The organism is Microcoleus sp. EPA2 (genome assembly GCA_020882975.1).
In the GTDB taxonomy this organism is placed as follows: Bacteria; Cyanobacteriota; Cyanobacteriia; order Cyanobacteriales; family Microcoleaceae; genus Microcoleus.
In genome coordinates this window covers 89,403-108,349 of record JAHRFD010000013.1, presented here as the reverse complement: position 1 = coordinate 108,349, position 18,947 = coordinate 89,403, and the positions used below count along the sequence as shown (strand labels likewise).

Genomic DNA, 18,947 nt, shown 5'->3' with positions numbered 1-18,947 from the left:
TTTTAGTTTTATGCGAAAGTTGTCGGTTGAGAACTAATAAGTTCTTTAGATTTTTCCAGAAAAGCAAGTCTGGGGTACGCAGGATGCCTACCCCAGATAAATTATTAGAGATATTTTTTAGTCCTCTTTAGAGGACTGATAAGTTTTTTAGTTTTATGCGAAAGTTGTCGGTTGAGAACTAATAAGTTCTTTAGATTTTTCCAGAAAAGCAAGTCTGGGGTACGCAGGATGCCTACCCCAGATAAATTATTAGAGATATTTTTTAGTCCTCTTTAGAGGACTGATAAGTTTTTTAGTTTTATGCGAAAGTTGTCGGTTGAGAACTAATAAGTTCTTTAGATTTTTCCAGAAAAGCAAGTCTGGGGTACGCAGGATGCCTACCCCAGATAAATTATTAGAGATATTTTTTAGTCCTCTTTAGAGGACTTTCGCTTTGAGGCAGGGGTTTGAACCCCTGCCGGACTGTGGGTATAACGAGAAGTTGAATGCGAGTTTAACGCAATTTTTGACACCAATCCCACTGGAATTACCCTACAGTTGTTTGAGCTTCACAAATCATTGATAATTGCTATATTATAGAGATAAATTTATTGGTCGGGCTAGCTTTATGATTGATTGGCTTGTGGTCTGGGGAGTAACGCAAGGAGTCGGCATTCTCGTCAAACCCATCTTAGAAGAGTTGGCAGTAAACGGCGCGAAGGATTTTGCTAAAGATTTTTTCAAAGATTCCCTAAAAAACGTCTTATTTGGCGAAAAAGATCCGCGACAAGTCGCAGGAGGTAAAGCGCTGAAAAAGTTTTTGGAGTTAGTGCAACAACAGTTGAAAATCAGCGGACTTTCCCAAGACCAGATTAAGCTGTATATTAAAGATGTTAAAAAGTTTATCAGCAACAAGTCAGTTAAGGAAATTTTGGGTAAGGCCTTTGAGAGCGATCGCGAATCCCTCGATGCAGAACTTCTCGAACAAACCTGGACTCAACTAGATTTAGCAGCTTTGCCCGCCAGATTTAAGTGGCAAACCATCGCCAATCAGTATCTCGCCGAAGTTCAAGAAATTCTCTTTGACTCAAAAGACTTGCGGGATATCTTGAATGCTCAAAATCTGGACAGCATTCAGAAAAACTCTCAAGAAATTGCTGGGATAATCCCCGATTTTGATTTGAGGCAATATCAAGAGGCTTTGTGTGAACGTTACAGCAATCTGGATTTAAGCAGCGTCGATAGCAATACCTACGATTATCGCGAAAAGCTGAAAGTTTGGCAAATCTTTATTTTCCAAGATGTGCGCTTAATTTACGAGTCATTTCTGCCCCAAGCTTACGAAATTCCCAAGGAACATCAACGGCGGTTGGAAGATAGCGATCGACTAGAGGCGATCGCACTTGAGAATCTAGAGAAATATCGACGCGGTTATTTTTCTCAGGCGATAGTATCCGTGTTAGATGTCATCAATGACAAGTCAAATTATCCCTACATTGTGATTTTAGGCGATCCGGGTGCGGGCAAATCTACTCTGTTACAATATTTAGCATTAACCTGGGCGCGATCGCCTTTAAATAGCGTAACATCTCTCCCGATTCCGCTGTTAATAGAATTGCGGATTTACATTCGCAACCTGGAATCAGGACATTGCCAGAATTTCCTGGAATTTTGCCATAAAAACTCAGGTTTTATTTGTGACTTGAATCAGCATCAATTGCACGAACAACTTAAAGCCGGCGACGCTGTGGTGATGTTCGACGGATTAGATGAAATTTTCGATTCCGGGAAACGAGAAGATGTAATTACCGCAATTCATCGGTTTACTAACGACTATCCGCGCGTGCGGGTGATTGTCACCTCTCGGATTATTGGTTACAAACCTCAACGGTTGCAGGATGCGGACTTTCATCACTTTATCCTCCAAGACTTGAATCCCGCACAGATTCAGGATTTTGTGCACCGCTGGCATGAATTGACTTTTACGGATGCTAGGGAAAAAGTGCGAATTTGCGATCGGATGAAAAGAGCGCTAGAGTATTCATCAACAATTCAAGATTTAGCCGGAAATCCGTTATTGTTAACGATTATGGCAATTTTGAATCGCAGTCAAGAATTGCCGAGAGACAGGGCAGAACTTTACAATCAAGCTTCGCGAGTATTGCTGTATCAATGGGATGTGGAAAGGTCTTTAGTAGAGGATAGCAGACTCGATCCAAAAACGATTGATGCCAAAGACAAGCAAGAAATGCTGCGGCGAGTTGCTTGGAAAATGCAAGCAGCACCTGAAGGCTTAGCTGGCAATATTATTAGTGCCGAAGATTTGGAAGATATTCTGACAGCATATCTGAAAAATAAAGATTTTGACCAACCGAGAAACCGGGGGAAGTTAATCATCAATCAACTGCGAACTCGCAACTTTATTTTATGTTATTTGGGTGCGGACAGTTACGGGTTTGTGCATCGAACTTTCTTGGAATATTTCTGTGCATCGCAAGTGGTGAATAGGGTTCAGGCTTTAGAACTATCGCTGGATGAGTTGAAAGCAGAAGTTTTTGGCCCGCATTGGGATGATGAATCTTGGCAGGAAGTTTTGTGTTTGATTGCGGGGTTAATTGCTGGAAAGTTGACAGGGGAAGTGATTCAGTTTTTGATGGCTCAGGATGGGGAAGCGCAAAAGTTTACCAACCTATTTTTGGCGGCGAAGTGTTTGGATGAGGTGAGGGATAGAAAGGAGATTGCTGCCGTTGACAGTCAATTGCTTGAACGATTAAAAGAGTTAACCAAATACGATCTCATTTACCATTATGAGTGTTATGAAGAAGAAGCAGATCTAGTTCAGGAAATTCGCACTCAAGCAGTAAATGCGATCGGCTTTACTTGGCAAGATGACCCGGGAATTTTACTTTGGCTAAAACAATTAGCTCAATCTGATGATTATTCAGATGTGCTAAAAGCAGCCGTCCAAAAATTTGTACGGGGGTACAAGAACAAATCAGAAACCTTAACTTGGCTCAAACAACAGGCTCAATTTGCTAATGATTTAGGTGTGCGAGAAACAGCCGTTCAAGAATTAGCACGGGGCTGGAAAGATGACCCAGAAACCTTGCCTTGGCTCAAACAACGGACTCAATTTGACGATAGTGATGGTAGTCCGTTTGTAAGACAAGCAGCAGTCCAAGAAATAGCACATGGGTGGAAAGATGACCCAACAACTTTATCTGTAATCAAACAAATAGCTCAATCTAGTGATGATTTCGAGGTACGAGAAACAGCCGTCCAAGAATTAGCCCGGGGGTGGAAGGATGACCCCGAAACCTTACATTGGCTCAAACAATATGCTCAATGTGATAAGAATCATCATGTGCGAGAAACAGCCGTTCAAGAATTATCACGGGTGTGGAAAGATGACCCAGAAACCTTACCTTGGCTCAAACAATGTGTTCAATGTGATAAGAGTCATCATGTGCGACAAGCAGCACTTCAAGAATTATCACGAGGCTGGAAAGATGACCCACAAATCTTACCTATAATCAAACAAATAGCCCAATCTGATGATGATTTGTTTGTGCAACAAGCAGCAGTCCAAGAGTTGGCCCGGTGGTGGAAGGATGACCCCGAAACCTTACCTCTTCTCAAAAAATGTACTCAATCTGATGATTTTTGGGTTGTGCGACAAGCAGTCCAAGAATTAGCACGGTGGTGGAAAGATGACCCCGAAACCTTACCTATCCTCAAACAATGCGCTCAATCTGATAATAATCATTTCCTGCAAAGAGCAGCAATCCAAGAATTAGCACGGGGGTGGAAAGATGCTCCCGAAACCCTACCTTGGCTCAAACAACTTACTCAATCTGATGATAATTCGTTTGTGCGAGATGCAGCAATCGAAGAATTATCACAGGGGTGGAAAAATGAAAATAAAATATTTGAATTATTGTGCGATCTTGCTATAAATGATCCTTTTGAAGGTAATTCGCACATTCAAATTAACCCGCGAAAAACAGCACTTAAAATCATGGTTAAACAATACCTCGATCGCCCAAAAACATTAGAAATACTTCGCGATCGATTTGTCAACGATCCAGATGAAAAAGTCCGCAACTTTGCCGAGAAACAATTGGCAAAATTAGGCAAGTTGTGATATAAACGAAAAAAAGGAGCAATCAATTATGACTGTAGCCACTAAGATTCCCCAAGCATATTCAGAAATAGTAGAGTTTTTTGCTGCGGGAACCACTCCCGAAAGCATCATCAACTTTCAACTATCCGAAGAAGCAAAAGAACATATCGCCGACCTAATTTACGCACACAACAATGAAGGCTTGACCCGCGAGGATAAAATCGAATTAGACAATTTTCTAGTAGTAGAACATCTGTTGAGGTTAATCAAAGCAGTCGCTCGCAAACACATCGTTAAAGAGTAAGTTTTTTATGTCTCGTCCTTATATTAATGTCGAACTGCGACGCTTAGTTGCTGTTCGTGCCGATCGACTTTGCGAATACTGCTTAATTACAGAAGCAGATAGTTCCGGCTGTCAAGTTGACCACATCATCAGCATCAAACATGGTGGAGAAACAACAGCCGATAACCTCGCCTATGCTTGTATTTTCTGCAACCTCCAGAAAGGAACCGATTTAGGCTCAATTGTTTGGCGCACTGGAGAATTAGTGCGTTTTTTCAATCCGCGCAGAGATTCTTGGGGAGAACATTTTCGCTTAGATAAAGCTGCGATTCAACCAATAACAGATATTGGAGAAGTGACAGCAAGAATTCTAGAATTTAATCATAATGAGCGGATTAGAGAGCGACAACTTTTGATAGAAGTTGGTGCATATCCGTCACCAGCCGCGCAACAACGGATGACTCAGTAATATCGTTTCCGGTAGCGTCGGAATTATTAGTAGCGAAAATTAGGACACGGCAGTGCCCATTGGTGTCAACTTAAGCCTGAAAGCCCTGAGAAATCTGGTTTTTACCTGAGTCTAGATCCCCCTAAATCCCCCTTAAGAAGGGGGACTTTGATCGGACTCCTGTCCCCCCCTTCTTAAGGGGGGTTAGGGGGGATCTGGCCTTAATCGTCAAACAACATTCTCTGACTGGGTTTGACCTTAAGTTGACACCAATGGGCAGTGCCGTGTCCCTACGGGTATCGCGTGTAGGGACACGGCACTGCCGTGTCCTCTATATCATTCCGGCGCACCCGGAATTGATATAACTCAATAAATATCACCCAATCTAGTATAATTAAACCTACATAGTTCTCGGACACAACCACAATGCAAGTCACGAATGAACAAATTATTTATCCATCCAGCGACGGTCAACCAATAGCAGATAGTACAACTCAATTTGATTTAATTGTCAAAATTCAAGAAGGCTGCGAATCGCTGTTCAAAAATGACCCAAACGTCTTTATAGCAGCCGATTTACTGTGGTATCCAGTTGAAGGTAGACCAGATATTTCTCAAGCACCGGATACAATGGTAATATTTGGTAGACCCAAGGGCGATCGGCCTTCCTATATGCAATTTCGCGAAGAGAATATTGCTCCCCAAGTCGTATTTGAGATTCGCTCTCATAACGATCGCCAAATCAAGATGTACAAAAAACTTGCATTTTACAATCGCTATGGAGTTGAGGAATATTACCTTTACGATCCAGAAAACAACGATTTGAGTGGTTGGCAAAGAATTGAAGGAAACTTAGAAATAATTGAGCCGATGGAGGGCTGGATTAGTCCTAGATTGGGAGTAAGATTTGAGTTGGGCGAAGATGGGCTAGAAATTTATCGGCCAGATGGACAAAGGTTTCTTTCTTATGCGGAATTGGAGGAACAGGGTGAATTAAACCGCCAGCGTGCTGAACAAGAATCTCAAAGAGCCGAACAAGAAGCTCAAAGAGCTGAACAAGAATCTCAAAGAGCCGAACGTTTGGCCGCAAAATTGCGCGAATTGAACATAGATCCCGATCGCATTTAAGCCACAAATTGTTTAAGAGAACTCTTGCAAAAATCCAAAGCACCCCACCCCAACCCGGACCTTACTAAGGTCCGGGAGCAAGATTGTTCTTGTTTCCCCCCTTAATAAGGGGGGACTAAGGGGGGTAAATTTGACTTTTGCAAGAGGTTTAATTTAGGACTTACTCACCCACACCAAAGAAACCGGGTTTTTATCGTTTCCGCGCGCTCTAACGAATTATTACGTCAAAAAACCCGGTTTTTGACTACCCCTGCGTAAGTCCCGCAACCGTCTAAACATCGCCCTTCCACCCCCGAAAACCGCTCAGAAGTGTTAAGTTAGTAGTTAGTTGTGTCGATCGCACATAAAAACAAATGCCTGAACTACAAACCGATACCTACCAAGAAGTCAACGAGGAAGTCCTCTCAAAACCAGTTATTGTCGGTCTCGAAGATATCACCAAAGTTTATGGGGTTGGCGACTTAGAAGTTCGCGCCTTAAACGGTGTCAGCTTGACGGTGAGACAGGGAGAATATTGTGCGATTATGGGCGCATCGGGTTCTGGTAAATCTACAGCTATGAATATTATCGGTTGTCTCGATCGACCTACGAGCGGCAGTTATTACCTAGACGGCGTAGATGTCGCCCAAATGCCCGAATCAGACTTGGCCGGAATTCGGAATTTAAAATTAGGTTTTGTCTTCCAGCAATTTCACCTGTTGTCTCAGTTAACAGCATTAGAAAATGTGATGTTACCGATGGTTTATGCCGGTGTTGCTTCAACCGAAAGACGGGATCGGGCTGTAGACGCTTTAACGAAGGTAGGCTTGCAAAGTCGGCTGCAAAATAAACCAAATCAACTTTCAGGAGGACAGCAGCAACGAGTGGCGATCGCGCGCGCCATAGTCAATCGTCCTGTATTATTACTAGCAGACGAACCTACAGGTGCATTAGACACTAAAACCACCCAAGAAGTAATGGATATCTTTACAGAATTTAATGAAAGTGGCATGACAGTGGTGATGGTAACGCACGAACCGGAAGTGGCGCGCCAAACTCGGCGAGTTGTGTGGTTCCGCGATGGTAAAGTAATTCACAATAATCTCAACCCTGAAGAACTTTCCCACGCGGTATTTTAAAATTTTGTGATTAGTTACAGCGGTTCCCGCTGCAAGAGCGACACACTTAATGAATCCTCAACATTTAATAAATTGGTTTGTTATATGGTTGACCGTTGCATGGTCATGATTTAACCACAGAGAGCACAGAGAACACAGAGAGATCGGAGAGAAATGAATAATTCCGATGAAGAGAGGAATTGATATTAATTGCTCCTCGAAGCATCCTGATTTGGGAAACACGCCTAGAGGGGCGAAGCATTCGCGTTGAAAATCTGTGATATATCTATAGGATATGGGCGCGAATGCTTCTCCCCTACAAAAATGTGATGGACTCCGCTTTTGTACTTCATAACAGCAGGAACCGCCGCGCCGTAGTTGCGTGCGTTCGGTTAGTTATTATTAGTTATCTGTTACAAATAACAAATAACAAATAACCAATAACTAATGAAAAGCTGTGGGAAAAGCTGTCCAAACTCGATCGACAAAATCCCGAAGTTGCCTAGATGCAATCACCCCATCCTTTTTTTCAGAATCCAGAGAGTGCAACTGAGTCAATAGCGCAATGACTTCTGTATCTAAAGCAGCCCGAAACAAATTCAAAGGCCACAGCAAATCCGAACCATCCCGCAAATCTAACAAACTGTATTCTGGGGAAAGGCGATCGCCCAAATCCTGTGGTGACGAGAATATAACTAACATTAAAGGGCGCACCCAACAAACTTGACGCGCCTCAACCACCTGAATTACTTCGGAATGCAGACACGCATCTCCACACTCTAAACTGACAATTTGACCAGGCTTAAAGTTCAAACCAAAACCCATTGATTCTCACCTACCCAACATGATGCAAAATAACAAATAACAAATCACAACTAACTACTTTCATCAAGATGTTTGAGAGCCATTTCCAAATCAGCCGTCAACAATCGCGCCTCTTTTTTGCTGCTAGCCGATTTAGCATAATCCATCACCAAAAGTGGAGAACCGATGGCAATTTTCACCTCAGAACCCCATCGAGGAACGCGGGGGCGGTAGCGAATACTCATCGGTACAATTTTTACCCCCAAACCGGGTACACTCGACTCGGCTTGAAGTGCCAAACGAGCCAATCCAGGCTTAATCGGGTGAACTTCACCATCCTGAAAAATTCCGCCTTCGGGAAAAATGACCAACATTTCCTTGGCAATGAGCAATTCTACGCCATAACGCAGACTGCTGATGGCGGGATGCCGGATATCCACAGCAAAACCTCCCAAATGCCTGATGAACCACCCTTGCAGTCCTTTCACTTCATCGGCTGTTACCATAAAGCGCAAATCTCGTCCAGTCACTTTTTGTCCTGTAGAATAGGGCATCATCAGGGCATCCCACCGGGAACGGTGCGTCGGTGCTAAAATTACAGGCCCGTCCTTGGGCAAGTTTTCCTGTCCTGCGATGTGTATCTTGCCAAAATAAGACGGCAGGACAACATAGTGACCTAACGGATACAGCAAGGAAGTTAACCAAGGAGAAACGCGAGATGTATTAGATGCTACCTTGGCAGGCATTGGTTTCACTCTTTGATGAGGTACTCGAATTAAGGGCGATGGTGGCTTTATGGCTTATACCAATTAAGCTGTTTTAGAGAGTTCTCAGGTCTAAACATAAGTTGTTTAGTACATTTTGCGTCTTTTGAGCGGGACACTTTGGCTATTGGCATTTTGCTCATTGGGCGATCGAACACTTAAGGATCTATTATTTCAGTTAATTACACAAGTAAAATTTTTACAGTTTAAATTTTTCTGCGGGATTCAAACCAAGACAGCAACTGCTGACGACAAACAGACTCCATAATCCCGCCGAGCACCTTTAAGCGATGGCAAGAATAGGCGCTATCTGGAATATTCCCCGCAGTCCGAATCGTACCAGTTTTTGGGTCATCTGCTCCATAGACCAACAAACCGAGCCGAGCCTGTACAATAGCACCAGCACACATGGGGCAAGGCTCCAGCGTCACATAAAGAGTGCATTGATGGAGATGCCAATCTTGCAAAACTTGCCCAGCCGCCCGCAGAGCCAAAATTTCAGCATGAGCTGTGGGATCGCAGTCTCGCTCTCGCCGATTTTCGGCTTGTGCAATCAACTTACCACTGCCATCAACAATCACAGCACCGACGGGCACTTCACCGGCATCGCCTGCGGCAAGGGCGAGTTCCACAGCTCTACTCATCCACCGCCGGTGAATGGAATAATTACGATCGCCAATCAATAAAGGTTCTGTTTCGGAATTCACAGTATGGCACAACAAAATTTGAAGGTGAGAGTAATATTATACCTAGATAAATCCAAACACTTAAAGACTGAAAATGTCTCAGACAACTCCAGCTATCCAATATTGGGTCAGGTACAAGTATCCTAGGGAATTAACTAAGCTTGGTTGGGAAATTTAGGGGATAGTTACATAACTAGAAACACTTAAAATAAACCAAGCAAAGTTACAGCAAAACTCGATCGGGAATAATTGAAAATTATGGAAACCACTGTCATTAGCGCTGAAGTCATTGATTTGTTGTCCCGCATCAGCCGACAAAAGCTGCGTGAAGCAGATGTCACTGGGCTGATCGTGTTCCTGGCCGCTCTAATTTCGATTCTCCGGGGAGTGATGATTATTGACAAGACCATCGCCCTGGAAGAAGAAGAACGGTTGCAAAAAACCTTAAAAGTGTTTGCTAGTAGCGATCGCGATCGAGTAGAACTGATTCAGCGGATTGTCACTGGCATCTCAAAACAGCAAGTATATTTCAATCCCACAGAACTGCTAACCCTCACAGCATTGTTTTCCGATTCCGAAAAGCTGTTGCTCATCTGTTTCGGCTACGAAATGTCAGCAGCAGACGGACGCATCGACCTCCGGGAGCAAATGTACCTAACGGCCACGGGACAGCGACTCGGCATCGACCCCAGACATATTGCCACCATAGATGCTTTATTTACCAAAGAAGGAACTGTAGACCCCGAAGCTTTTGCCGAAGTTAAAGAACTACTGTCTCCGATCGAATTCCAGTCACGGGAACCAGTGTTTGCGGCTTCAGCCAAGCACTTACTTTCTCTTTTAGAGCAGCAACAATTACCGACATAGTGACTAAAATGTCAGCGTTGGCAGTTACCGGAGAACGCAAATGGAATATAATTAAAAGTTTGAGTAATTAAAAGCGTCCTACGTACCTATGGAAATTGAATGGCAAAGCGTCAAAACCTACTCCGATATTATCTATCACAAAAGTAAAGGGATCGCCAAAATTACCATCAATCGACCCCACAAGCGCAATGCTTTTCGTCCCAAAACCGTCTCTGAACTGTGCGATGCCTTTATAGACGCGCGAGAAGACACCACAATTGGGGTGGTTCTGTTGACCGGTGCAGGGCCACACACGGACGGAAAATACGCATTTTGTGCGGGTGGGGATCAAAGCGTGCGGGGTAAAGCCGGGTATGTAGATGACGGTGGCATTCCCCGCTTAAATGTGCTGGAATTGCAAAAATTGATTAGATCGATGCCGAAGGTGGTAATTGCCCTAGTAGCAGGTTACGCGATCGGCGGTGGTCACGTTCTGCACTTAATTTGCGATTTAACCATCGCTGCGGAGAATGCAATTTTCGGACAAACTGGCCCAAAAGTCGGCAGTTTCGACGGAGGCTTCGGGGCTAGCTATCTCGCCAGAATTGTGGGACAAAAAAAAGCGCGAGAAATTTGGTTTTTATGTCGCCAGTACAACGCACAGCAGGCCTTAGAAATGGGTTTAGTCAACTGTGTTGTTCCCCTAGAACAACTCGAAGCAGAAGGGATTCAGTGGGCTTCGGAAATTTTAGACAAAAGTCCGATCGCCATTCGCTGTCTGAAATCAGCATTTAATGCCGACTGTGACGGTCAAGCAGGGCTGCAAGAACTAGCAGGAAATGCGACTTTACTATATTATATGAGCGAAGAAGGAGCAGAAGGCAAACAAGCGTTTTTAGAAAAGCGAGAACCGGATTTTAGTCAGTATCCTTGGCTACCGTAATTCCAGCGAAAACAAGTTTTTTATGGGCTGATGTCGCAGATATTTCTGATTGACGATCCGTAGCTGGAATTAAAGGAGTTCGATGCCGTTGTTACCAGTTTAGTTGTGCTGCTGCCGACCAACTAAACTGAAATGGTGGGAACTGATGTTTCGGTGAAGGTTGTCTCTGTTAACTGACAACTTTGGCGATCGGCAGCAGTGAGGGCTGGCGAGGGAAAAGCAACCATCTGCTCCTGCCATAGTGAAAGTTCTTCGATCTTTTCCCAAGCAGACCCAAATGGTGAAACCGCCAAAGAACAAGCTTTCCACTGACCTTGAACCGAAACGCTGAGCTGCTGACACAGACCACCCCGTCTTCCTTCTGGCAGATAGTGGCGACAGTGACGGCAAGCTGAAGTTAAGGGAGTTTTCATAAAAGTTCTTGGGTTTCTCATTTTCATCTCTAATTCTCCTTTGTTGAGCTAGGAGGTCTTAGAGCATCCCAGCCCTTATCCTGTCTGCTGTTTAGCGATCCCCGAACCATAATTTAATTTTATAATTTATTTATAATTCTGTTATATATAGAAACAATAGATTTAGTAGTGCCTCATTTTAGATATAAAAAAGCTGCAAAAAAGTTAATAAACCCACAGGGATCAAGATAAAGCATAAATGGGGAACAAAAAATAGATTTTATAAATCACCACCGATACCATATTTTTGGTTTTCGTAATCTGTACGTTAGATTGCAGAAACAAGATAGACAGCTAGTGAAAAATCCGGGGACATAGGCATCGCAATCAACAATTACCGAAACTCTCTATATTATCGCCTCCTAGTTATTTGTCTGTAGTCTTATTGACCAAAAAATGGGGTTTCAAGCCTCGCCCATAAGCGGGCGACTTTTTGTGCTAGGATATTTCCGAGCAAGTTTTTCCACGTCAAATGATCGTTCTGGAATTTAAAGCCAAAGGAAAAACAACCCAATATACAGCAATAGATGAGGCGATTAGAACCGCTCAATTTGTCCGCAACAAGTGCATCCGTTACTGGATGGACAACAGAGGTGTTGGACAGAAAGAGCCTTATCGCTACAACACAGCGCTGAGGGTTAAATTTTCGTTTGTCAAAACTTTAAATGCCCATGGTTGTCAAGCCTCTGTCGAGCGGGCTTATAGTTCACTAGAATACACAATTGTCAGTGTGGACTTGAATTAGATAGAGATTGGAATGCGGCACTTAACATCCTGAATTTAGCCTTGGGTACTACAGGTCATGTAGGAACCTGGATTTTAAATCCGAACGCTTCGGGAGATTTGACCTCTACTCAGGCTGGAGCAATCTTGTCTAAGCAAGTTAAGTCTTTGAACGAAGAATCCTCACGCCTTTATGCTGAGGAGTGTCAAAACATTAAAATTAATTCAGAGGCGGCAGGAGTTTTACTAATGAGTAAGCGTTCTTCGGTTGAATCCCCAAATCATCAATCATCTTCAACCCCTATCAATCCTGCTTTACAAGCAGCGCTGGGGTGCTTGGATGTAAACCTGGAAACAGAACTAACAACATATAGACGACACAGGCGACGAGCCGAACAGTGGGTGTCTCCATCCGTGCGTCCCAGTACCAAGACAGAAACAACCAACCAACAGCCTGGTCAAAATCAACCACTAACGGCTGCGGAGCCAACCCAGCAATCATTCTCGATACCCCTATCCCTTGGCGGTAGCCCTGGTGAGACCCCAAGAACAACTACTGCCGGCGGGAGCCAACCTATAAAACCATTTATCAGCACCCCACCACCAAACAAATATCTCGAATCTAGCGAAAAACTGATCGAAAGTTTGGACTCACCAACAGCCGAGGCGACCGAGGAAAGAAGTTTAGCAGCCAGTCTGTTGACTCCCTTGGGACTAAGTTCCATGCTGCTGTTTTTGCTATCCTGTACAGCCTTGGGCTACGCAGTCTTTTACCCATCAAGTCTAGCTAAAATGGTAGGCCTCAACCGTTTGGTGGGAAGCAACACACCCTCGGAGACCCAAGGTAGCGCTAGTAAAGTAACTGATACCGGAAGCAAGGAACTACCAAAAGCTCCTAATCTGGTTTCCAAGGAATTTATCGAGCTAGACTTAAGTACCCTGAGCAATGTCAAGCCCACCGCCAGCCCCATTGCTTCCCCCTCTCCCAAAGCCTCAATCCCGCCCACTCCAGCAGCAGTCAGCGACTCCAGCGGGGCTGTCCCCATCCCGACAGAAGACGGCAACCCACCAACAATTAAGGAAAAAGGACTGAACAATCTCAGTACGGCGTTGCTTCCGAGTCCGACTAATGTGGCACAAACAGTCCCAACATTGCCAACACTGCCTCCAACGCCTTCCCCATTGGCGTCGAATTCAGCAACTCCTGCGGCTGCATCTCCTGCTGTGCCATCCCCAGCCCCCGCAGCCACACTGGGAAGCCCTGCAAGGGCTAGCGACGGTTTTTATTACGTGGTTGTCGATTACACCGATGCCAAATCCCTAGAGCAAGCCAGAATTGCAGTACCAGATGCCTACGTGCGGAAATTTTCAAAGGGTGTCAAGATCCAAATGGGAGCGTTGAACGATGCGGCCTCAGCACAACTTTTGGTGAAAGAGCTGCAAGCAAAAGGGTTGAATCCGCAATACTATCAGCCTTAAATTAGTCAGCGGGAATTAAAAATTTAAAAATTAAAAGAGAGCATAATTTAAAAGTTTTCATTTTTAATTTTTAATTCTTAATTCCTATTCATAAAATTTAGAATTGAAAATTTGGAGAAAGGCAAGATGGGATTATTCGATCGCCTTTGGCGAGTAATTCGAGCCAACATTAACAGTTTAGTGGGAGCAGCGGAAGATCCAGAGAAGATTTTGGAACAGGCAACCATGGATATGCAGGAAGATTTAGTGCAGCTCAGACAAGCTGTGGCTGGGGCAATTGCTGCGCAAAAACGCACGGAACGGCAGTATTCCCAAGCGGAGTCCACCGCCACAGAATGGTATCAGCGCGCACAGTTAGCTTTGCAAAAAAACGAGGAAAATTTAGCACGGGAAGCCCTGACTCGCAAGAAATTCTATCAAGAAACGGCTATCACGATGAAAGCTAGTCTGGAACAGCAGAAAGTTGTGGTCACTAAACTTAAAGAAAATATGCGGGCACTGGAAAATAAAATTTCCGAGGCAAAATCGAAAAAAGATATGTACATTGCCAGAGCTCGATCGGCTGCCGCCTCGGAAAGACTAGACAAAATGATGGGTAATCTCAATACAGGTAGTGGTTTGAGCGCCTTTGAACGGATGGAAGAGAAAGTTATGCAGCTAGAAGCTCGCTCTGAGGCGATCGCAGAACTCGGCACCAATGACTTAGAAAAGAAGTTTCTGGCTCTCGAAAGTGGTGGCGATGTCGATGCACAGTTGGCGGCAATGAAAGCGCAAATGCTTCCGGGCAATAATACGCCTAAGTTACCATCGGCGGACTCACCCACATCCTGAAGGTGAAGCCTGGAGCATCCATCCTATTTGAGACTGCTGTTGCAGTAGCTACAGATAGCTCGAAGCGAGTTGGGGAATTCCCGGATCAAAGCTAAACTCAGTAGATAGAGCTGGCAAAGCTTGGCGACACCACTTAGGAAGATCCCTTTAAACTAGATTAATATGTTTGCAAAAATTGCCCAAGGCTAGATCATCGCACTAAAAATCTGACCAACCGAATTTCAAAACCGCAGGCTAGTGCCTAAAGCCTGCTTTCCGCTTACTTCGTACACCTCACCAAGGAAAAATAGGATTATGGGATTATTCGATCGCATTAGCCGAGTCGTCAGAGCCAATCTTAACGACATAGTGAACAAAGCTGAAGACCCGGAAAAGATTTTAGAACAGTCTGTGACGGATATGCAGGAAGACCTGGTGCAGTTGCGTCAAGCCGTGGCCGCGGCGATCGCCACTCAAAAGCGCACCCAGACTCAGTACAATCAAGCTGAGTCCCAGTCGAACCAATGGCAGCAGCGGGCTCAGCTTGCTCTGCAAAAAGGTGACGAGGCTTTGGCGCGCGAAGCACTGGTACGCAAAAAGTCTCATGCTGAAACGGCTGCTACTCTAAAAGCTAGCCTAGAACAGCAATCGACTCAGGTGGAAAGTCTCAAACGCAACTTGATCGGTTTGGAGAGCAAGATTTCAGAAGCTAAGACAAAGAAGGATATGCTCAAGGCGAGAATATCCGCAGCGAAAGCTCAAGAACAACTCAACAACACCATTGGCTCTCTGAATACTGGCAGTTCCATGGCTGCGTTCGATCGCATGGAAGAAAAAGTTTTGCAGATTGAAGCTCGCGCCGGGGCGTCAGCAGAACTAGCCGCTGGTGGTAGCAATTTGGAAGAACAGTTCCGCTTGCTCGAAAGTGGCGGGGGTGTCGATGACGAGTTGGCGCAAATGAAAGCCCAACTTGCTGGAAGTTCTGTATCTCAACCTCAATTACCAGCATCGGGTAAAACTGCTGCGACTAACACCTCTGAATCGAGTCCGGTGATTGACGCTGAGTTGGAAGAATTACGATCGCAGCTCAATAAAATGTAATCTGGATCGAAACTCACAGATTTCTCTGATGGTGCGATCGATCGCTCCGTCTCTCTAAAGCACATAGCTTGTGGAGGTCGGAGCTTTTTGATTGGCGATCGGCGGCTACAGCCGGACTAAATCTTACCGAAACATGACAATTTAGCTATATAGTAGTAAGTATCATTTAGCACTAATTTTTAAGTGCAAAACCCAATTTTAAGTGCAAATTTAAAAATAAAATTATGTCGAAAGTGCAGTTGTTAGTTCTCAGTTCTGTTGCTTCTGGTTTTGGGCTTTGCTCAAGCATTTTTGCCCTATTCAAAATTACTTCTGGACTTTCACTGATGTCTTTTTTTGTCTTTATTTTAACCTTGGGATTTTGTGTGATTAATGTTTTTTTTACATTGCATTATTATACATTCATTGCTAAGCAGTTGAGTGCCAAAAACCGAGGCAAATCTAGAACCATAGGCGGTTGAAACCACTTCTCAACAAAGGAATTCAGCGTGAGCTATCTCATAAATAACGTGGCATATAGCCTAAAAACAATCAAAGTTTAGGCAAAATCCATTCCACCGCAACCGCTAAATTTTCTGCAACAAAATCCGGTTTAGTATGATGCTGATATTCCCCATTCAACACACTTTCACCGTAACCAGTCTGCACCAAAATACCAGTACAACCAGCATTATGAGCCATATCTACATCTGTTGCTTTATCCCCCACCATAAAACTATTTCGCAAATCTAAATCCTGTTCCCAAGCAGCGGCTACCAGCATCCCTGTATTCGGTTTGCGCCAAGTTGTATACCGCGTAAATTCTGGGTTAGTTCCCCCTTCTGCTTCACTCAAATAAGGGCAATAATAAAGAGCATCTAATTTGGCTCCGGCTGCTTGGTCTAATAGCTGACAGAGCCGTTCGTGCAAAGCTTCTACATGACTAACCGGATAATATCCCCTGGCCGGGCCCGATTGATTGGAAACTAGACAGCAAAATATTTGTTGGTCATTTAATTTGCGTACAGCTTGGGCTACTCCAGGGATTAAATGCAAATCTTCTACTTTGTGGATGTAGCCTGCTTCGATATTTAACACACCATCTCTGTCGAGAAATACTGCTGGTTTCATGGTTATTTACTAAAGATTGCTATTTGCTGGGGCAGCTAGGTACTCGCAGGCTGCAAGAGGCAATAGAGTTTGGGCTGATGAATTGCTCGGAGAAATACGCAGGCGGTAACTTAAACAGTTGACAGTTTCCTCGTCCCCAGGCTTTGCCTCCTGTGAAGCCTAGATAACCGAGGCAGAGCAAGAGTGATATGGGTTCCCAGGCAGAGCCGGGGAACCAGCTAACAGAGCCGGGGAACCAGCTTGCATCAGCTAAGATATCCTAGTTTTTAGCCGCCCCAAACTTTCTTTAAAACATCTTCTGGAGAAATGTCCGACATCTTCCCCGTAGGAGATTTAATGCCCAAAAATCGATCGCTCTTAGGTAACAATTTTGCTGGATCGGTGGGACCGAACAAAGCTATTGTATAAGTTTGAACCGCTACAGCTAAGTGCATGGGCGCACTATCTGTACACATCATCAAATTAGCCGCAGCAATCATCGCCGCTAATTTGCCAACATCATCGGGTGATGTCACTTTCACCTGGGGACACAACTTGATTAGTTTGGCCACAAAACCAGCATCTTCTGGCCCTTGAACCACCACAACTGGTAAATTTGGCTGTCGCTTTTGACAATCTTCTATTATTTGCTTCCAATTGTCGATCGGGTAAATTTTGTCAATACCTTTAGACACAGCTAACTGACTAGAACCGCCGTGAATTAAAATGTAACCACTTTCTTTAATCCCCAACTGTTGCTGTTGGGCTTCCGCCCACTGAATGTCCTGTTTTGGTACATTAATTGCGATCGCAGGGCACGGATTTTTAATGTTGAATCCTTGCAGCAAATCGTGGTACATTGAAGCTGCGTACTGTTGTGTTTTCAGCGGTACGGGATTGGTGAGAAATAAACTATTATTGCTTCCGGCATAGCCAACTCTCTTGGGAATGCCCGTCAGCCATAGCAAAAGTCCGACAGTCCAACGCTGACCCAGGGAAATCACTGCTTCGTATTCGCGATCGCGAATTACACCTAGCAAATTACCCCAATCCGCCATCGCATTCCGGTCTTTGAAATTGTAAGTCAAGACTTCTTTGACCGACTTGCAGACTCGGTAAGCACTTTTTGCCCTCGGTTCCACCATGACATCAATTTGAGCATCGGGATAACACTGTTTGAGGTCATCAAGAGTGGGAAAAAATAAAATTTGGTCGCCAATTCCACCAGGGACAAGTGCTAGTATTCGCATCATAAACGATCGGACTATTATTTATACAAAGTAGCTCTCAGCGATCGGCTTTCAGCTATCAGCTTATAGTATTTCTAGACCTTAAAAGCTACGGGCTGACAACTAAACCACTGATTGAAGAGTACAGGACGCTCTTATTATATATATGTAGTTGGGTTAAAAACGGTTAGTAAATGCACTTATTAATTCCTGCGGCGGGTTCGGGGCGACGGATGGGTAGTCAGCGGAACAAACTGCTGCTGACTTTGCTTCTTAAACCTTTGTTGAGTTGGACTTTGGCGGCGGCTGAGGCTTCGCGGCACATTACCTGGATTGGTATCATGGGCCAGCCTGATGATTTTCCCGATTTTGAAGCAATTTTGAGCGATTTATCTTTGACTAAGCCTGTGAAACTGATTCAAGGTGGTGCCACCAGGCAAGAGTCAGTTTACAACGGTTTGCAGAGTTTGCCACCAGAGAGCGATCGAGTGTTGATTCACGATGGGGCGCGATGTTTGGCAACTGCTGAATTGTTCGATCGCTCCGCCGAGGCACTTTTGACCTGTCCCGGCTTGATTGTTGCCATCCCGGTCAAGGATACGATTAAGGTGGTGGATGAGCGTCTAATTGTGCGAGACACACCGGAAAGAAGCAATTTGTGGGCGGCCCAGACTCCCCAAGGATTTGAAGTGCAACTATTGAAAAAGTGTCACGAAGAAGGGCGAGAAAAAGGTTGGGAAGTTACCGATGATGCCGCTTTGTTTGAAAAATGCGGTTTACCAGTGCGAATTGTCGAGGGAGAAGAGACTAATTTGAAGGTGACAACTCCCGTTGATTTAGCACTAGCTGAATTTATTTTGCGTCAGAGAACACTGACAGTTGACAGGTGAGAGTTGGCAGTTCGTAGTTGGCAGTTATTACCAATTATACAAATTTAATGGGTCGTTGCACAGATCTCGATCT

General features: G+C 44.4%; 17 protein-coding genes and 1 pseudogene. 12 read left to right on the top strand and 6 right to left on the bottom strand.

Annotation, left to right across the window (positions count from 1 at the left end; genetic code table 11):
• Nucleotides 1-607 precede the first annotated feature (607 nt).
• The 5 genes from AAFP14_RS13935 (at nucleotide 608) to AAFP14_RS13915 (ending at nucleotide 7,079) form a co-directional block, all read left to right on the top strand.
• A complete protein-coding gene (locus AAFP14_RS13935; protein WP_341732845.1) occupies nucleotides 608-4,123 on the top strand; it encodes a HEAT repeat domain-containing protein in 3,516 nt (1,171 codons plus the stop codon).
• Nucleotides 4,124-4,151: 28 nt separating this feature from the next.
• On the top strand, nucleotides 4,152-4,406 hold the full coding sequence (locus tag AAFP14_RS13930) for a hypothetical protein (protein ID WP_341732844.1): 255 nt from the start codon (nucleotides 4,152-4,154) through the stop codon (nucleotides 4,404-4,406).
• 7 nt (nucleotides 4,407-4,413) lie between these two features.
• Nucleotides 4,414-4,854, top strand: coding sequence for an HNH endonuclease (locus AAFP14_RS13925; RefSeq protein ID WP_341732843.1), 441 nt, complete (start codon nucleotides 4,414-4,416; stop codon nucleotides 4,852-4,854).
• Nucleotides 4,855-5,259: 405 nt separating this feature from the next.
• The gene (locus AAFP14_RS13920; protein WP_341732842.1) at nucleotides 5,260-5,961 is read left to right on the top strand and encodes a Uma2 family endonuclease; all 702 of its coding nucleotides are present in this window, start codon (nucleotides 5,260-5,262) and stop codon (nucleotides 5,959-5,961) included.
• Between the two features lie 353 nt (nucleotides 5,962-6,314).
• Nucleotides 6,315-7,079 carry an ABC transporter ATP-binding protein gene (locus AAFP14_RS13915; protein WP_341732841.1) on the top strand — a complete coding sequence of 255 codons (765 nt, stop codon included), beginning with the start codon at nucleotides 6,315-6,317 and terminating at the stop codon, nucleotides 7,077-7,079.
• Nucleotides 7,080-7,502: 423 nt separating this feature from the next.
• On the opposite strand, the gene AAFP14_RS13910 is transcribed toward AAFP14_RS13915, so the two are convergent.
• The 3 genes from AAFP14_RS13910 to AAFP14_RS13900 form a co-directional block, all read right to left on the bottom strand.
• The gene (locus AAFP14_RS13910) at nucleotides 7,503-7,883 is read right to left on the bottom strand and encodes a hypothetical protein (RefSeq protein ID WP_341732840.1); all 381 of its coding nucleotides are present in this window, start codon (nucleotides 7,881-7,883) and stop codon (nucleotides 7,503-7,505) included.
• Nucleotides 7,884-7,933: 50 nt separating this feature from the next.
• Nucleotides 7,934-8,608 carry a lysophospholipid acyltransferase family protein gene (locus tag AAFP14_RS13905; RefSeq protein ID WP_341732839.1) on the bottom strand — a complete coding sequence of 225 codons (675 nt, stop codon included), beginning with the start codon at nucleotides 8,606-8,608 and terminating at the stop codon, nucleotides 7,934-7,936.
• A gap of 224 nt (nucleotides 8,609-8,832) precedes the next feature.
• Complete coding sequence (locus AAFP14_RS13900) at nucleotides 8,833-9,333, bottom strand: nucleoside deaminase (protein WP_341732838.1); 501 nt, start codon at nucleotides 9,331-9,333, stop codon at nucleotides 8,833-8,835.
• A 237-nt stretch (nucleotides 9,334-9,570) separates the two neighbouring features.
• On the opposite strand from AAFP14_RS13900, the gene AAFP14_RS13895 reads away from it, so the two are divergent.
• The gene (locus AAFP14_RS13895) at nucleotides 9,571-10,179 is read left to right on the top strand and encodes a TerB family tellurite resistance protein (RefSeq protein ID WP_341732837.1); all 609 of its coding nucleotides are present in this window, start codon (nucleotides 9,571-9,573) and stop codon (nucleotides 10,177-10,179) included.
• Between the two features lie 88 nt (nucleotides 10,180-10,267).
• Nucleotides 10,268-11,101 carry a 1,4-dihydroxy-2-naphthoyl-CoA synthase gene (gene menB / locus AAFP14_RS13890; protein ID WP_341732836.1) on the top strand — a complete coding sequence of 278 codons (834 nt, stop codon included), beginning with the start codon at nucleotides 10,268-10,270 and terminating at the stop codon, nucleotides 11,099-11,101.
• Between the two features lie 122 nt (nucleotides 11,102-11,223).
• Here the strand turns inward: menB and AAFP14_RS13885 are convergent, their stop codons facing one another.
• A complete protein-coding gene (locus AAFP14_RS13885) occupies nucleotides 11,224-11,514 on the bottom strand; it encodes a hypothetical protein (RefSeq protein WP_341732835.1) in 291 nt (96 codons plus the stop codon).
• Between the two features lie 511 nt (nucleotides 11,515-12,025).
• Between AAFP14_RS13885 and AAFP14_RS26695 the strand changes: the two are divergent.
• From AAFP14_RS26695 to AAFP14_RS13865, 4 genes and pseudogenes are all read left to right on the top strand, one after another.
• A pseudogene (locus AAFP14_RS26695) lies at nucleotides 12,026-12,155 on the top strand (transposase); the annotation flags it as partial.
• Between the two features lie 268 nt (nucleotides 12,156-12,423).
• Nucleotides 12,424-13,755 (top strand): hypothetical protein, encoded by a 1,332-nt coding sequence (locus AAFP14_RS13875; protein ID WP_341732834.1) that lies wholly within the window; start codon nucleotides 12,424-12,426, stop codon nucleotides 13,753-13,755.
• A gap of 126 nt (nucleotides 13,756-13,881) precedes the next feature.
• Nucleotides 13,882-14,586 carry a PspA/IM30 family protein gene (locus AAFP14_RS13870; protein ID WP_341732833.1) on the top strand — a complete coding sequence of 235 codons (705 nt, stop codon included), beginning with the start codon at nucleotides 13,882-13,884 and terminating at the stop codon, nucleotides 14,584-14,586.
• Nucleotides 14,587-14,880: 294 nt separating this feature from the next.
• A complete protein-coding gene (locus tag AAFP14_RS13865) occupies nucleotides 14,881-15,666 on the top strand; it encodes a PspA/IM30 family protein (RefSeq protein ID WP_341732832.1) in 786 nt (261 codons plus the stop codon).
• Between the two features lie 531 nt (nucleotides 15,667-16,197).
• Here AAFP14_RS13865 and AAFP14_RS13860 read toward each other — a convergent pair.
• A complete protein-coding gene (locus AAFP14_RS13860; protein ID WP_341732831.1) occupies nucleotides 16,198-16,776 on the bottom strand; it encodes a D-glycero-alpha-D-manno-heptose-1,7-bisphosphate 7-phosphatase in 579 nt (192 codons plus the stop codon).
• A gap of 266 nt (nucleotides 16,777-17,042) precedes the next feature.
• Nucleotides 17,043-18,005 (bottom strand): glycosyltransferase family 9 protein, encoded by a 963-nt coding sequence (locus tag AAFP14_RS13855; protein ID WP_341732883.1) that lies wholly within the window; start codon nucleotides 18,003-18,005, stop codon nucleotides 17,043-17,045.
• 173 nt (nucleotides 18,006-18,178) lie between these two features.
• On the opposite strand from AAFP14_RS13855, the gene ispD reads away from it, so the two are divergent.
• On the top strand, nucleotides 18,179-18,874 hold the full coding sequence (ispD, locus tag AAFP14_RS13850) for a 2-C-methyl-D-erythritol 4-phosphate cytidylyltransferase (protein ID WP_341732830.1): 696 nt from the start codon (nucleotides 18,179-18,181) through the stop codon (nucleotides 18,872-18,874).
• Nucleotides 18,875-18,947 lie beyond the last annotated feature (73 nt).

What these genes read in the sequence shown, in the direction of transcription:
- AAFP14_RS13935 (WP_341732845.1), top strand. Translation starts at nt 608, where the DNA reads ATGATTGATTGGCTTGTGGTCTGGGGAGTAACGCAAGGAGTCGGCATT.
- AAFP14_RS13930 (WP_341732844.1), top strand. Translation starts at nt 4,152, where the DNA reads ATGACTGTAGCCACTAAGATTCCCCAAGCATATTCAGAAATAGTAGAG.
- AAFP14_RS13925 (WP_341732843.1), top strand. Translation starts at nt 4,414, where the DNA reads ATGTCTCGTCCTTATATTAATGTCGAACTGCGACGCTTAGTTGCTGTT.
- AAFP14_RS13920 (WP_341732842.1), top strand. Translation starts at nt 5,260, where the DNA reads ATGCAAGTCACGAATGAACAAATTATTTATCCATCCAGCGACGGTCAA.
- AAFP14_RS13915 (WP_341732841.1), top strand. Translation starts at nt 6,315, where the DNA reads ATGCCTGAACTACAAACCGATACCTACCAAGAAGTCAACGAGGAAGTC.
- AAFP14_RS13910 (WP_341732840.1), bottom strand. Translation starts at nt 7,883, where the DNA reads ATGGGTTTTGGTTTGAACTTTAAGCCTGGTCAAATTGTCAGTTTAGAG.
- AAFP14_RS13905 (WP_341732839.1), bottom strand. Translation starts at nt 8,608, where the DNA reads ATGCCTGCCAAGGTAGCATCTAATACATCTCGCGTTTCTCCTTGGTTA.
- AAFP14_RS13895 (WP_341732837.1), top strand. Translation starts at nt 9,571, where the DNA reads ATGGAAACCACTGTCATTAGCGCTGAAGTCATTGATTTGTTGTCCCGC.
- menB (WP_341732836.1), top strand. Translation starts at nt 10,268, where the DNA reads ATGGAAATTGAATGGCAAAGCGTCAAAACCTACTCCGATATTATCTAT.
- AAFP14_RS13885 (WP_341732835.1), bottom strand. Translation starts at nt 11,514, where the DNA reads ATGAAAACTCCCTTAACTTCAGCTTGCCGTCACTGTCGCCACTATCTG.
- AAFP14_RS13870 (WP_341732833.1), top strand. Translation starts at nt 13,882, where the DNA reads ATGGGATTATTCGATCGCCTTTGGCGAGTAATTCGAGCCAACATTAAC.
- AAFP14_RS13865 (WP_341732832.1), top strand. Translation starts at nt 14,881, where the DNA reads ATGGGATTATTCGATCGCATTAGCCGAGTCGTCAGAGCCAATCTTAAC.
- AAFP14_RS13860 (WP_341732831.1), bottom strand. Translation starts at nt 16,776, where the DNA reads ATGAAACCAGCAGTATTTCTCGACAGAGATGGTGTGTTAAATATCGAA.
- AAFP14_RS13855 (WP_341732883.1), bottom strand. Translation starts at nt 18,005, where the DNA reads ATGCGAATACTAGCACTTGTCCCTGGTGGAATTGGCGACCAAATTTTA.
- ispD (WP_341732830.1), top strand. Translation starts at nt 18,179, where the DNA reads ATGCACTTATTAATTCCTGCGGCGGGTTCGGGGCGACGGATGGGTAGT.